Annotated in this window: 13 protein-coding genes; 4 read left to right on the top strand and 9 right to left on the bottom strand. The window is 67.9% G+C overall.

Features of this window, described 5'->3' with window-relative positions; translation table 11 throughout:
- Positions 1 to 25 precede the first annotated feature (25 nt).
- Positions 26 to 421 (top strand): transposase, encoded by a 396-nt coding sequence (locus ACIA8E_RS29545; RefSeq protein ID WP_399302470.1) that lies wholly within the window; start codon positions 26 to 28, stop codon positions 419 to 421.
- Here ACIA8E_RS29545 and ACIA8E_RS29540 read toward each other — a convergent pair.
- From ACIA8E_RS29540 to ACIA8E_RS29500, 9 genes are all read right to left on the bottom strand, one after another.
- A complete protein-coding gene (locus ACIA8E_RS29540; RefSeq protein WP_399302468.1) occupies positions 414 to 1,094 on the bottom strand; it encodes a GntR family transcriptional regulator in 681 nt (226 codons plus the stop codon). The genes ACIA8E_RS29545 and ACIA8E_RS29540 overlap by 8 nt on opposite strands.
- An 83-nt stretch (positions 1,095 to 1,177) precedes the next feature.
- Positions 1,178 to 1,834, bottom strand: coding sequence for an amino acid ABC transporter permease (locus tag ACIA8E_RS29535; protein WP_399302466.1), 657 nt, complete (start codon positions 1,832 to 1,834; stop codon positions 1,178 to 1,180).
- On the bottom strand, positions 1,834 to 2,514 hold the full coding sequence (locus ACIA8E_RS29530) for an amino acid ABC transporter permease (protein WP_399302464.1): 681 nt from the start codon (positions 2,512 to 2,514) through the stop codon (positions 1,834 to 1,836). The genes ACIA8E_RS29535 and ACIA8E_RS29530 overlap by 1 nt, the downstream gene beginning before the upstream one ends.
- Before the next feature lie 2 nt (positions 2,515 to 2,516).
- A complete protein-coding gene (locus tag ACIA8E_RS29525; RefSeq protein ID WP_399302462.1) occupies positions 2,517 to 3,446 on the bottom strand; it encodes a transporter substrate-binding domain-containing protein in 930 nt (309 codons plus the stop codon).
- Between the two features lie 31 nt (positions 3,447 to 3,477).
- The gene (locus tag ACIA8E_RS29520; protein ID WP_399302460.1) at positions 3,478 to 4,266 is read right to left on the bottom strand and encodes an amino acid ABC transporter ATP-binding protein; all 789 of its coding nucleotides are present in this window, start codon (positions 4,264 to 4,266) and stop codon (positions 3,478 to 3,480) included.
- Positions 4,263 to 5,558 (bottom strand): threonine synthase, encoded by a 1,296-nt coding sequence (locus tag ACIA8E_RS29515; protein ID WP_399302458.1) that lies wholly within the window; start codon positions 5,556 to 5,558, stop codon positions 4,263 to 4,265. The genes ACIA8E_RS29520 and ACIA8E_RS29515 overlap by 4 nt, the downstream gene beginning before the upstream one ends.
- 70 nt (positions 5,559 to 5,628) lie before the next feature.
- Entirely contained in the window at positions 5,629 to 8,307 is a 2,679-nt protein-coding gene (locus tag ACIA8E_RS29510) for a M14 family zinc carboxypeptidase (protein ID WP_399302456.1), read from the bottom strand.
- A gap of 1,010 nt (positions 8,308 to 9,317) precedes the next feature.
- Positions 9,318 to 9,491, bottom strand: a complete 174-nt coding sequence (locus tag ACIA8E_RS29505) for a hypothetical protein (RefSeq protein WP_399302454.1) — start codon at positions 9,489 to 9,491, stop codon at positions 9,318 to 9,320.
- A 398-nt stretch (positions 9,492 to 9,889) separates the two neighbouring features.
- Positions 9,890 to 10,669, bottom strand: a complete 780-nt coding sequence (locus tag ACIA8E_RS29500; RefSeq protein WP_399302452.1) for a hypothetical protein — start codon at positions 10,667 to 10,669, stop codon at positions 9,890 to 9,892.
- 193 nt (positions 10,670 to 10,862) lie between these two features.
- Between ACIA8E_RS29500 and ACIA8E_RS29495 the strand changes: the two genes are divergently transcribed.
- The 3 genes from ACIA8E_RS29495 to ACIA8E_RS29485 all read left to right on the top strand — a co-directional run bounded on the left by ACIA8E_RS29495 (position 10,863) and on the right by ACIA8E_RS29485 (position 13,250).
- Positions 10,863 to 11,198, top strand: coding sequence for a hypothetical protein (locus ACIA8E_RS29495; protein ID WP_399302450.1), 336 nt, complete (start codon positions 10,863 to 10,865; stop codon positions 11,196 to 11,198).
- A 95-nt stretch (positions 11,199 to 11,293) separates the two neighbouring features.
- Positions 11,294 to 11,752: a hypothetical protein gene (locus ACIA8E_RS29490; RefSeq protein ID WP_399302448.1), complete on the top strand. Its 459-nt coding sequence runs from the start codon at positions 11,294 to 11,296 to the stop codon at positions 11,750 to 11,752.
- Between the two features lie 76 nt (positions 11,753 to 11,828).
- Positions 11,829 to 13,250: an LCP family protein gene (locus ACIA8E_RS29485; RefSeq protein ID WP_399302446.1), complete on the top strand. Its 1,422-nt coding sequence runs from the start codon at positions 11,829 to 11,831 to the stop codon at positions 13,248 to 13,250.
- Positions 13,251 to 13,333 lie beyond the last annotated feature (83 nt).

Genomic DNA, 13,333 nt, shown 5'->3' with positions numbered 1-13,333 from the left:
CTTTCGCGATTCGTGATCCGTGGGAATGCCGGCCTGGCCCAGGGGCGACGGTGCGCAGTGCCTCGCTGTCCAGGATCGTGGCGACCGCCTGATCACGCGAAAGCTTGACATGGGCCACAGCGGTGAAAGGCCGCCGTCGACGGCGGTGCGCGTCACCCGCGGTCATGCTCCGGTCGACTGCGAGCTCTACCTGTCCAAATCCTGGACCGACGACCCCGAACGCTGCCGCGCCGCCCGCATCCCCCAACACTGCCGATTCGGGACCAAGAACGAACTGGCCCGCACCATGGTCCTGCGGGCCCTTGGATACCGGGCGGAGGATTACCGGGAACAGACCGGGTACGCGGTGGTTCGGCTTAAGACCGAAGGCAAAGTACCCGGGGCCGGGGAACCGGCACGAGCCGTTGCGCCGGCTACGTGAAGTCACGCTGCTCCGCTGCGCCCTGTACCCCAAGGTAGCGTCGCAGCGCCTGGCCCGCTTCCCGGACGTGGCTGCGGATGTGTTGCTCTGCGGCGCGCGGGTCGCCCTTGCTGATCGCATCCAGAATGTCCTGGTGCTCGTCGATGGCGACCGGCAACCGGCCGGGTGCCTGCGCGGAGAGACGGTTGCCCAGGCGCACCTGGGCGACGAGGTTCTCCGCTATGGGGATGAGTCGTCGGCTGCCTGAGCTCTCCCAGATGAGGCGGTGGAACGCGAGGTCCAACTCCCCGTAGGTTTGCAGGTCGTTCGCTTCGATGGCCTCGCGCTGCTTGGCCAGCAGCGTGCGCAGCTGTGTGGCGACCTGGTCGTGATCGGGTGCCTCGGCCGTCCGGCGTGCGGCGATCCCGTCGACGGCCTCCCGCAGCTCGTACAGTTCCAGCAGGTCGTCGGTGCCGGCTTCGGGGACGAAGTAGCCGCGGTGCGGGACGGCGACGAGGAAGCCTTCGCGTTCGAGCGCGGCGAGGGCGGACTTGATGGGTGTTGGGCTGAGGCCGAGCTGTTCGGTCAGCGGACGGACGGTGACGCGTGAGCCCGGGGTGAGGGAACCGTCGAGGATGGCGGCCCGCAGGTGGTCGTAGGCGGCGTTCAGCAGGGTGTGGCGCGGGACGGTCATGGCCGCGGGTGCCCCCGTTTCTTCGTGATGGTCGGTACCGAGGACGCTGTGTACTCGAAGAGACTACGGTCCGGCCGGGCGCGTCAGTGAAGTCTGCGCTCGTACCAGCGGGACAGCATCGTCAGTGGCAGACAGATGACGAAGAAGACGGCTAGCACGGCGCCGAGGATCGGTATTGCGTGGGAGGACCCGCCGGAAAGGGTGAGTCGTTCGACGGAGCGTTGTGATGCTTCGAGGATGTCGAGCAGCCCGATGACGGCGGCCAGCGAGGTCTGCTGGATGAGGTTGACGACGAGTCCGATCAGTGGGGGGAGCGCTCGCCGGGCGGCCTGGGGCAGGAGGACGTGTCGCATGCGTCCGGTCCAGGAGAAGCCCAGCGCCGCGGCGGCCTCCGCTTGCCCGCGGGGTACCGACTGGACGGCGCCGCGGACGACTTCGGCCATGTTGGCGCTGCCCCACAGGGACAGTCCGATGGCGGCGGCGGCGAAGGTGTCCACCCGTACGCCGATGATGGGCAGGACGAAGAAGATGAAGAACAGGATGATGATGATCGGCAGGCCCCGCCAGACTTCGACGTAGGCCCGGACCACCCCCCGGACCGGTCTGCTGGGCAGCGTGAGTACGGCGCCGAGCAGGATTCCGGCCAGGAGGCTGGCGGCGATGCTGACCAGGGCCAGCAGGGCGGTTTCGTGCAGGCCGCCGGCGAGGTAGTCGGCCACGGGCCCGACCCATGGGGGCATCAGTGTCCTCCTGATATCGCCAAGCGACGCTCGATGGCCCCGGCGCCCAGTGACATGAGCCAGACCAGTCCGAGGTAGATGACGCCGATGGCGAGAAACATCTCGAACACCCGGAACGTGACGGCGACGACGTTGACAGCGGTTTCGGTGAGTTCCGGGTAGCTGATCGCGACCATGAACGATGAGTTCTTGAAGACGGAGATGAGGGTGTTGGTGACCGACGGGAGTGCGATGCGGGCGCCGAGGGGGAGGGTGGCATATCGGAAGGCGGCCAGGCGGGGGAAGCCGAGGGCCCGGCAGGCTTCGACGTAGCCGCCTTCGACAGCCTCGAAGCCGGCGCGGAAGTTCTCCACGTTGTAGGCGCCGCCCCACAGAAGCAGTGACAGCCAGCCGACGGTGAAGCCGTCCAGCTGCAGCCCGGTTTCGGGCAGCGCGAAGTAGAGGAAGAAGATCTGCACCAGGAGCGGGGTATTGCGGAACAACTCGACGTAGGCCGCGATCAGTTGTCGGGCGACCGGTATGCGAAGCGCACTGATGGCGCCGAGCAGCACACCGACGAGCAGGGAGCCGGCCATGCCGATGGCGCTGATCGCCAGCGTTCGCAGCAGGCCGGTTCCGAGATCGCCGAGATGGTGGACGATGAAGCCCGGGTCGAAGTGGTAGCCGGAGACGTCGAGCATGCTCAGCACTTCAGAGTGGAGCCGGACGGGTAGGTCAGGTTGCGGCCCGGCCGGGGCACGTACTGGGCGAACTGCTGCTGCACGGAGGGGTCGGTGACGGTCTTCTGGAAATCGGTCCAGAGGAAGTCCGTCTGCTGCATGTGGGCCAGGGCGCCGTTGACCCAGGCCAGCATCTGCACATCGCCCTTGCGGACGCCCATTCCCCAGGGACTGCCGGCCTTGGCGTCGCCGACGGCCTTGAGCTTGGAGTTCTTCGCCGCCAGGTCGAGCAGAAGGGCGTCGTCCTGGGCGAAAGCGACACCGCGCTTCTGGTTCAGTGCGGTCAGTGCCTGGCTGGTCTGGGTGAACAGTGTCTGCTTGACGTCCTTCTTGCACTGGGTCAGCCAGAGGCTGGCGGTGGCGCCGCTGGTGCTGATGACCGTCTTGCCGGCCAGCTGGTCGAAGGAAGTGATCGGGGAGTCCTTGGGTACCAGCAGTTTCACGCCGCTCTGGAAGTAGGGGGTGGAGAAGTCGATGGTCTGGGCGCGTTCCTGGGTGTAGTTCATCGTCGCTTCGATCAGGTCGATGCGCTTGGAGGTCAGGAACGACACCCGGTTGGATCCGGTCACGCAGGTCAGGGTCAGCGCGTTGGAGTCGCCGAACGCGTAGGAGGCCATCTGGCGGGCGATGTCGATTTCGAAGCCCGCGTTCTTCGACGATTCGTCGATGTATCCGAACGGCGGGTAGTCGCACTTGACGCCGACGGTCAGCTTGCCCCTGCTCTTCACCTCGTCGGGCAGCGGCGCTCCCACGTCCACGGGGTCACCGGTGGCGGCGTTGGAACCGCCTGAACCGCTACCGGACGAGGATGACGCGTCGGACGAGGAGGAGCAGCCGACGGCGAGGACCAGGACCATCGCTGTACCTACGAGCATGCCGAATTTCGATCTCACAACACAACTTCCTTCTGCTCGATCGGGCGGGCTATCTGAGAACTTTGCGGAGGAAATGGCGGGTACGTTCGTTCTGGGGCCGGTCCAGCACATCGGCCGGGCGGCCCTGCTCCGCGATCACGCCACCGTCGATGAACACCAGCCGGTCGCCGAGTTCGCGGGCGAAGCCCATCTCGTGGGTGACACACAGCATCGTCATCCCGGAGCGGGCGAGGTCACGCATCACGTCGAGGACCTCGCTGACCAGCTCCGGGTCCAGTGCGGAGGTCACCTCGTCAAAGAGCATCACGTGCGGGTCCATCATCAACGCGCGGGCGATGGCGACCCGTTGCTGCTGCCCGCCCGACAGCTGCCTCGGGTACGCTTCGGCCTTGCCGGCCAGCCCCACGCGGCCCAGCAATGCGACGGCCCGCTCCTGCGCCTCGCCTTTGGGCATCCGCAGCAGCTTGCGCGGCGCCAGGGTGAGGTTGTCGATGGCGGAGAGGTGCGGGAAGAGGTTGAACTGCTGGAACACCATGCCGATGCGCCGGCGTATCGTGTTCAGGTCGACGCCGGGACCGGTCAAGTCCAGGTTCTCCAGCAGCACTTGGCCGGAGGTCACCGACTCCAGCAGGTTGGCACAGCGGAGCAGCGTGCTCTTGCCGCCACCGGACGGACCGATGATGGTGACCACCTCACCGCGGGCCACCGTCAGGTCGACGCCCTTGAGCACCTCGACATCGCCGTACGACTTGTACACCCCGCGCAGCTCCACCATGGCCGTCTGCGTGTCGGCGGGTGACTTGGCGAGCGGACCGTCCACACCCGGCGACTCCGTCATCGCGGTGTCCGACGGCCTTGGGCCGTGCCGGTCGTTCCGGCCGAGGAGGCCGCCTCGGGCGGCAGGTCGGCGTCGCGCAGCAGGCGGGGCGGCTCGCCGACCAGCAGGGTGTCGGCATACTTCAGCGCACTGCCGGTGTTGAGCACCAGCACTTCCTCGTCCCCGTCGAGCCAGCCGTCCGCGCGCAGCCGGCGTACCGCGGCCAGCGTCGCTGCCCCCTCCGGGCACATCAGCAGACCGTCGGAGGCCGCGCAGGCCGCCTGCTCCTCGAGGATCTCCCGGTCGTCGACGGCGATCGCCGTGCCCTTGCTGTCCCGCAGCGCGGACAGGATGAGGAAGTCGCCCAGCGCGCTGGCGACGTTGATACCGAAGGCGACGGTGCGTGCCCGGTCCGCCGGCCACGGTTCGGCGGTCTCGGCCCCCGACTCGAAGGCCTTCACGATCGGCGCGCAGCCACTGGACTGCACGGCCACGAACCGGGGCAGCCGCCCGGTGATCCAACCCAGCGCGGTCAACTCGTCCAGCGCCTTACGGATACCGATCAGGCCCACGCCGCCACCGGTCGGGTACACCACGACATCCGGCACCCGCCAGCCGAACTGTTCGGCGATCTCCAGGCCCATCGTCTTCTTGCCCTCGATGCGGTAAGGCTCGCGCAGCGTCGCGGCACTGAACCAGCCGTCCTTCACCGCCTGTCCTGCGATGCGACCGGCGTCGCCGATCAGACCGTCCACGATGTACACCCTGGCGCCGGCCGCCAGACACTCCTTACGGGTCACCTCCGGAGCGTCCTCGGGCATCACCACCAGACATTCCATACCGGCCCGCGCTGCGTAGGTGGCCCAGGCGGCGCCGGCATTGCCGTTGGTCGGCAGGGTCAGACGCTGTACCCCCAGTTCGTGCGCCCGGGAGACGCCGACCGCCGCACCCCGCGCCTTGAAACTTCCGGTCGGCAGCATTCCCTCGTCCTTGGCCAGCAGGCCCGGTACACCGATCCGTCGGCCGTACTCGGCCAGCGGCACGATCGGTGTCCAGCCCTCGCCGAGGGCGATCACGTTCGCGGGATCCCGTACCGGCAGCAGCTCCCGGTACCGCCACAGGTCCGTGCTGCGCGACGCGATGTCCTGTGGCCGGACCGTGGCCCGGACCTGGTCGAGGTCGTAGCGGACGAGCAGCGGCGAACCGCAGCGGCAGACGTTCTGGGGCACTTCCGCGTCGTACTGCTCGGCGCATCGACCACACTCCAGGTGGGTCAGCGCGCTAGTCCAGGTTCCGTCGTCATCGGGGTACAACCGGGTCTTCCTCTCTGTTCTGTCCGGCGGCCGGTGGTGGGGGCGGGGAGACCCGCCCCCACCACGCGATCTACTTTCCGAAACGCTGGAACTGGTCAGCGGTCAGCTTCGTGGACGGCCCGTAGTAGGCGGCGTTGAAGAGCATCCGCTGCTCGGACCGGTTCCAGGTGCGGAACCCGATCTCGTTGCCGAAGGTGGCGACGTAACCGTCGCCGATCTTCCAGGACAGCCCGTTGACCGCCGCGTTGAGGTGCTCGCCGCCGATCAACCAGCCGCTCTGCAACTGGTCGCCGCTGTCGGGGTACTTGGCAATCACGTCCACCGGATACGTGCTTGTGCTGGTCAACTTGTACGCGTCGTTCGACACGAACCACACGGGGTTGTTCGCAGGCACGCCCCAGGCCGCGGGGTTATTCGTGTCGAACTCCTGGCTCAGCAGCGATCCCGGGCAGTAGAAGTCCGAGGAGGAACCGCTGGGCAGAGTGGAGGTGATAGGCAGGCTGAACAGCGACTGCGCCGTAGCGGTCGCACTGCCGTAGGTGACCAGCGTGCCGCCGCCGGTCACGAAGTCGTGCAGCTGGTTCCAGCCGGTCGTGCCGACGCCGAACGCCCAGGCCCAGTCGGACGGGTACTTCGTCGAGTTCAGGCCGTTGACGATGGAGTTCTTGCTGACCCCATCCGGCATGATGATGGCGTCGTACTTACCGGCGAGGTCGGCGTAGTCGCCCGCCTCCACGACGGAGTAGTTCACCCCGTACTGGTCGAACACCCACATCAGCCAGCCGGACGGCATGTTGTCCGGGGGCTTGAGCAGGCCGATCTTCGTGCCCGGCTTGAGCTGGATGCCGGCCACGGCCGGCACCGCGCTGACGGCGGACACCGGGATGCCGGTGCTCTTCGACCGGGTGTGCAGGAGCTGCCGGGCCGCCGAGGACGGTGGGACGAGGAAGGTGCCGGCGGGGAAGGTGCGACCGCCGTCGGTGAACTGGGCGGCTGCGCGGAATGTGGGGATGTTCTGCTTCTGCAGCGCGGCGACGATCCGGAACACCCCGTAGGACTCCGGTCCGATCGTGTACGCCCCGGTTCTCGGCGGTGCGGATGGCGTGGCGACCACCGGCGGCTTGATGGAGCTCAGCAGCTTGGTCTCGGCCGAGAAGGACGTGGCGATGAGGTCGGCCTCGAAGCCGAGCAGCATCGGCAGGGTCTGCGCGGTTGTGTCGTACGGCCGCTGCGGCGGGCCACCGGGGTACTGCAGCAGCTGCGGGTATTCCTGCACCTCCAGCAGCGTCTTGGCGAACCCGGCGTAGGGCTGCTGCATGTAGATGATGTACGACCCGGCTGGGTACTGCTTGCCGCCGGCGGTGAACGCGGCCTGTGCCTGGCGGATCTCCACCGCGCCGAGGTGGAAGATCTCTAGGGCGTCGTAGACCGCCTGCGGGTCACGCTGCCCAGCTGGGATGACGTAGGCGTACGGGCTGGTCCGGGTCACCGCCTTGGCCCCGACGCGGTAGGAGTTGTAGAGCCAGTTGTAGTTGTCGTAGGCGACCGCCTCCAGGCCCGAGTAGAAGGCCTGGGAGACCCAGTCGACGATGTTGCGCAGCGTCCAGGTGTTGGAGTCGTACGGCTCGATGAAATTGATGTCGGTGGTCTGCTGCCCGAGCGGTTTCGTGCCCACTTGGGGGTAGGCGAGGTTGGCGGCAGACGCCGCCTCGGTCAGGATGCGCACCGAGCCGTGGTAGACGCAGTACTGCCGGGACGGCGACCAGTAGTCGTATGTCGAACCCCAGCCGTTGCCCTTCATGCCTGCGACGGTCATGCCCCGCTGCATCGCCAGGCCCACCGTGTCGGTCTGCTGCACCAGGATGCTGTCGATGTTGGGGTCGTACGGCGACAGGTACGGCGGCGTGAACAGCCGGGGAGCGCCGGCGCCGGCGCCGTGGGAGTCCTGGAAGACTTGGGGCCGGTATTTGTTCAGGATCGAGACGTTGTGTCTGCTCTCGATCTGGGTCAGCATGATCCAGTCACGGTTGTCGTCGTGGCCGGTGTACTTGTTGTACAGGTCGGGGTAGGTGCGCGAGTAATCGGTGTTGGCCGTGGCGGCGAAGTAGTCGTTGACGAGCACGATGCCGTCCGGGTTCTGGCACGGCTGGAGCAGGATGACCAGGTTGTCCAGAATTTTCTCGATGTAGTCGGACTTCTCGGTGGCCAGCCGGTAGGCCCATTCGATGGCGGCCTGGGAGTTACCGACCTCGGTCGAGTGGATGCCGGCCTGCACGTAGTAGAACGGCTTGCCCTCGGTGGCCAGCTTCTTGGCGTCGGCCTCGGACAGCCCTCGGGGGTCGGCCAGCCTGGCGTTGGTGGCGACCAACTTGTCAAGGTTGGCAAGGTTCTTCGGCGAGCTGATGGTCAGCAGGACGTACGGGTATCCCCGGGTGGTCTTGCCGATCTCCTCGAAGTGCACCCGGTCGCTGCGGGCACCGATCAGCTGGAAGTACGGGACCATCTTGTCCCATTGAGCCAGGAAGCCCTCGGTTCCGATCGCAGTTCCGAAGTACTCCGCCGGGGTCGGGATGGACCCGTTCTTCTGCGTTCCGGCGGACGGCTGGTCGTGGTCGGTCCGAGTCGGGGGTATCGCGGGCGCCGCCGAGGCGGTGCCCGGGTGGATCAGCGTCGCCGCGGCGGCGCCGGCCGCCGCGGTGGTCCGAAGAAGCGCTCGACGGGACAGTCTTGAGCTTTCGCTGCTGGTCATCTAACGACATCGCCTTTCACGGCCCGGTCGGACCGGGCCGTTGTCCGTCGCGAAGTCGGGGTGAGCCGGCTCCGCTGTCCTGGGGGTGTCGTACAACGCCGCGGGTGGCGCGGCGCCTCGATGGTTGTCGCGATCCCTGGGTGCCGCGCGCTGCTATCGGGCAGACCCGCGTGATCCGCGAACGCCCCGACCCCTGGCCGTGAAAACCTTGTCGTGCTCACGCAATCTGCCAGCCGACGGTGAGTCAGGGCAACGATTCGATACTGGATTTAATATCAAAACCATATTGCCGTAACACGCGGCTGGGGCCGGTGGCAGCGCCGTCCGCGTAGGGCGAGCAACCGACGATCGACGCCATGCTCAGCGGCAGCTTTCCGCGCCGGCCAACCCCCTTGCAGGGAACAGGACCAGCCCCACCCGTGCGTCGACGGCATTCGGGGCCACCACGGAGAGGGCTCGGTCGTACTCTGGCTATCGGCCCAAGAGGGGGAGCCGATGGGGCTGGTGCGCCCACTGCTGCCGTTGCCACGTGCCGCGGCCCGGCTGAGCCCACGGGGCGGTCGGCCCCTGCTTGGCGTGGCACTGATGCACTGCATCGCCCCCGGCTGGGTGCTGCCGCGGCCGCCGTCGTCCAAGCGTCGGCTGGTCTGGGTCGAGGAAGCGGTCGCCGTGTGCCTCGCTCGGGTCGAGGTGGAGGGCCCGCGTCCGCGGCACCGGGATCTCCTGGCTCGCGCCCTGTGCCTGCATGCCTTCACGCGCCTGCTCGTCGGCCGGTACGAAGAGGCGTGCACCTCGATGGACGCGTTGCCGGCCGTACCGGGCGCACGGTGGTTGCCGACAGCGCGAGAGTTCGTGCTGCGCCTTGGGGCGCAGGCGCAGCACGAACTGGGGCGGCTCGACGAGGCGCTGGCGTCGGCGGGGGAGTGCGTGGTGGCGTACCGCCGTCTTGTCCCCACCCGCCGGGTCCGTACCACGGCGGGCCGAGCCACGCTCAGCCCACCCCAGACGGCTCAGCAGTCGTCACCGCCGCCGACATCGCCCGGGTGCGCGGCCGGCAGCGCGAACTCGGCGTGCCGGAAGCATTCGAGTGCCTCGCTGAGGCGGAGCCGATGCTGCGCGCCCGTATCGAGGCCGTCGGCCTCCCGGTGGAAGAACGCCCGCTGATGGCCCTCGACCCGCACCACGCGATGCCCCCCGCAGCCCCTGCCGGACGGCGTCACGGTCCGCGCGCTGTCGGCCGACGACCCGGCCCTGCCCGCAGCTCTCGCCCTTCCCCGCCTGGCCTTCGCCGAGGCGGCCACAGCGGTGGGCTCGGCGGGCCGCGCGGAACTGGCGGCGGCGGCCGAGGAACTGGCCGCGGACGGCGCTGTCGCAACGACCCGCCCCCGCCATCCGCGCCGGGCACAAGACACTCATCGCTGCCGTCACCCCGGACGGCACCCTGCCCACCGCTCGCCGCCAGGGCCTGGCCGCCGCCGTCACGGCGGCCCTGACCACCCATGCCCGCGGCCACGGGGTGCACACCGTCTTCCTCGTCCGGATGATGACGCTTCTGCGAGGGAAAGCGGTCCGCGCACGTCGCCTACCGCACGGCGACGTGATCCCCGGTCGACGACTTCGCCCCCGAGGTGGAGTTCCCGTAGTACGTCCACCGCCACGTCCCCGACCCGGTGGCCTTCACCGTGGTCCTGAGCGCCCCCGTACTACTCGACGTCGCCTTCTTGACCGTCGTGTACGAGGAGGCGCCCGCCGCCTTGAACTGCAGGCTCACCGTGCGGCCCGCGTACCCCTGGTACGTGTGGGTGTCCCAGTTCGCCCGTGTGACCCGCCCGGTCACGGTGATCGTCTTCCCTTTCGCGACCGGCTCCGGCGAGGCGTTGACAGTGACGCGCGTGGCCCGCTTGACCTGCAACGGGAGGTCCTCGTCGTCAGTGTCGTGGGCGTCACCGGCGAGAAAGACCCGAGCAGCAGTTCCCCAGGTGCCGGCGTCCTCGTTCCCGAAGTCAAGGTTCCGCGGGTCGATGTACAGCCATTCCCCGAAGTCGCAGATTCCCTTCGCCCTGTCCACGACCTCACAGTCGCTGGTGATGACGGAGCTGTGCAGCGTGTCCCCAGTGTCGGGCTTCCCCCGGTAGGGGAACACCGTCGGCCCGAAGTCGTATCTGAGCCTGGTCGTCATCCGGAAGACCGCATGCACCTCGACCTCCTCCTTGACCCCGATCACGATCGGCTTTCCGCCGTTCACCGCGACCCGGGTGAAGGAGACCCCACCCTCCGCCGCCCCGGCCGGCACCGCCGCCACCCCTGTGAACACGACCGCCGCTCCACCGACCACCACCGCTCTCCACATCGTCTTCCCCATCTTCGAGCCCGCCTTTCCCCTGCAGCCTGGACCGAGCGCGTAGGCGCACCGGCCGGAGGTTCGTCCTCGCGGCTGACTGTGGGACAAGGCAGGGCTGTACGCGGTTGTACGCGGTGCGGCAACGATTCGATCACCACGGCACCGCCCCGCCGAGAAGTCGGCCGCCGGGGCGCCGCCGGGGAGCCTGCTGGCCGTGCTGCCGGTGATCGCCTGGTACGAGAACCACGCGGATGAACTGGGCGATTTCGGATTTCGCAGCGCACAGGTACACGCACTGGTTGACGCAGCACTCGACGACGCAGCACTCGCCGACCCGGACCACCCGAGGCTCCCGGAAGTACGGCACCTGCTGGCGTACTTCCTGTACCGGCAGGGCCGGTACAGAGCGGCCCGAGAGCAGTTCCGCCAGGTAGACGGCTTCACGGAGGCACTCCCTTGGAGGTATTCATCCACCAAATCGCTCTACTACCGGGCAATCCGCACGAAGACGGCCCGTAAAGCACTCACAGAAAGTCGCCGTCCTCGCTGATCACCACACCGATATAGCCGGGTCATAGCCCACCGTCTGACGCAGATGACGAACGGGTGAAATAGCGGGTACAAGCACCGGACGCCGAGGATCTGGTGACAACAAGCCTGCCTTTGCGACACCTGTTGCGCTTCGGCTCACCTCCGCGCAAAAACCGAGCGCCAGAGTGGCTTCCCAATGGAGAAGTCACTCGCCGCGCTCACGACGAAGCCAGCTGGAGCAAGCAAAGCCTGCGCCGGATCGCCCATCGTTGGCAGATTCCTCTCTGGCTGCTCAAGCGGATCCTCAGCCCACGTTTCCCCAACGAACGACCAGTGCCGCGGCCGACCATGCCGGAGGACACCTACCAACGGCTCAAGGACCACTACGCGCGGGGCCTCACCGCGACGCAGTCGTGGCGATCGTTCCTCGACGACCACGACACCTGGCTCACGCTGTCGGCCGTCACGCAGCTCCACCTCAGCTTTCAAGACTCCACATCAATCAAGCCGCGCCGCACCATTAAGCCGGAGCTTCGCTGCACCAACAGCTGCACGTTGGAAACGATCGTATAAAGTCCGGTGATCGACATCGGGCGTCTGGTGTCCGGTCACGCCGGGTGGTCGGGGCGGGGCGCGGGGGGCGATTCACATGGGTGGGACACGCGGACGAAAGAGTGCTCCGGCGGCCGGGCGCTCGCGTAGGCGAGCGGGCGGGAAACCGGGCGGGAAGTCGGACGGGCTGACGCGGCGGGGCCGGATCGTTGCCTGGACCGCCGGTATCGGCGCCGTGTGCGTCCTCGGCGCCGGCGGTGCCGGTGCGTGGATCTACAACGACCTCGACGGCAACATCCACGGCGCCCACCTCGACGGCAAGCTCGGCGACGACCGCCCGGAGAACCTCAGTCCCGGGTCGCGGAACATCCTGGTCGTGGGCTCCGACAGCAGGTCCGGGGCCAATGCCCGGTACGGCGGCATGGAGGGGGGCACCATGCACTCCGACACGCTGATGGTCCTGCACATCCCCGCGAACCGGAAGTGGGCCGCGGTCGTGTCCCTACCCCGCGACTCCTGGGTGCGAATACCGGCCTGCGACAAGGGCGACGGTACGACCTCCGAGGTCCATCACTTCAAGATCAACGAGGCGTTCTCGCTCGGCGGCACAGGCGGCGAGGTGGCCGACGCCGCCGCTTGCACCATCAAGACCATCGAAGCCAATACCGGTCTGCGCATCGACAACTTCATGTCGGTCGAATTCCAGGGGTTCAAGGGCATGGTCAACGCCCTGGAAGGCATAGAGGTCTGCCCTGAGCAGGCCATCCACGACAAGAAGGCCCACCTCGATCTGGAGGCCGGCTGCCAGACGATCAGGGACGAGAAGGCGCTCGGCTACGTGCGTGCCCGCTACAGCGTGGGCGACGGCTCCGACATCGGACGCATCGGCCGCCAGCAGGAGTTCATGTCGGCGCTGGCCGAGAAGGCCAAGTCGAAGATCACCGACCCCGTCGCTCTCTACAAGTTGCTGCAGTCCCTCACCAAGTCCCTGACCACGGACGACGAACTGGCCGGTGCGAAAGCCCTCACCGGCCTCGCGTCCGAGCTGAAGGCTGTCCCCGAGGACCGGTTGACGTTCCTCACCGTTCCCAGCTACCCGCGCGAAGCCGACGTCCCGACGGACAAGGCCAATGTGGTGTGGCAGTACCCGCAGGCCGCCACCGTGTTCACCGCCCTGGCCAAGGACAGGGAGATCGACAAGAAGCGCCTGGAGGCGGACACGAAGAATCCGCTGTACGCGTCCTCCGTGCACGTGCGTGTCCTCAACGGATCGGACGCCGAGGGGAAGGCCGCCGCGGTCGCCGAGAGACTGCGCGAGGCCGGGTTCACCGTCACGGGCACCGGCAACGCGCCGCACGCCGGCCGCACCACGGTCACCTATCCCCCGGGCCTCGCCGACCGGGCCGCGGTCCTCGCGTCCCAGGTGCCCGGCGCGCGCCCTGTCGAGGACGCCGCCGCTCCGGTGGGCGAGGTCACCCTGGTGGTCGGCGCCGAACTGGACGTCGACGACCTGCGATAGGGCACCGCATCGAGAGACCGAACGAGCTGTGCTTCCGCGTCTGCGACAGGACGCGGGAGTACGGACTCCGCGTCCGTACCGGA

The organism is Streptomyces sp. NPDC051664, from assembly GCF_044453545.1.
In the GTDB taxonomy this organism is placed as follows: domain Bacteria; phylum Actinomycetota; class Actinomycetes; order Streptomycetales; family Streptomycetaceae; genus Streptomyces.
This window is presented reverse-complemented; position numbering and strand designations above follow the sequence as displayed.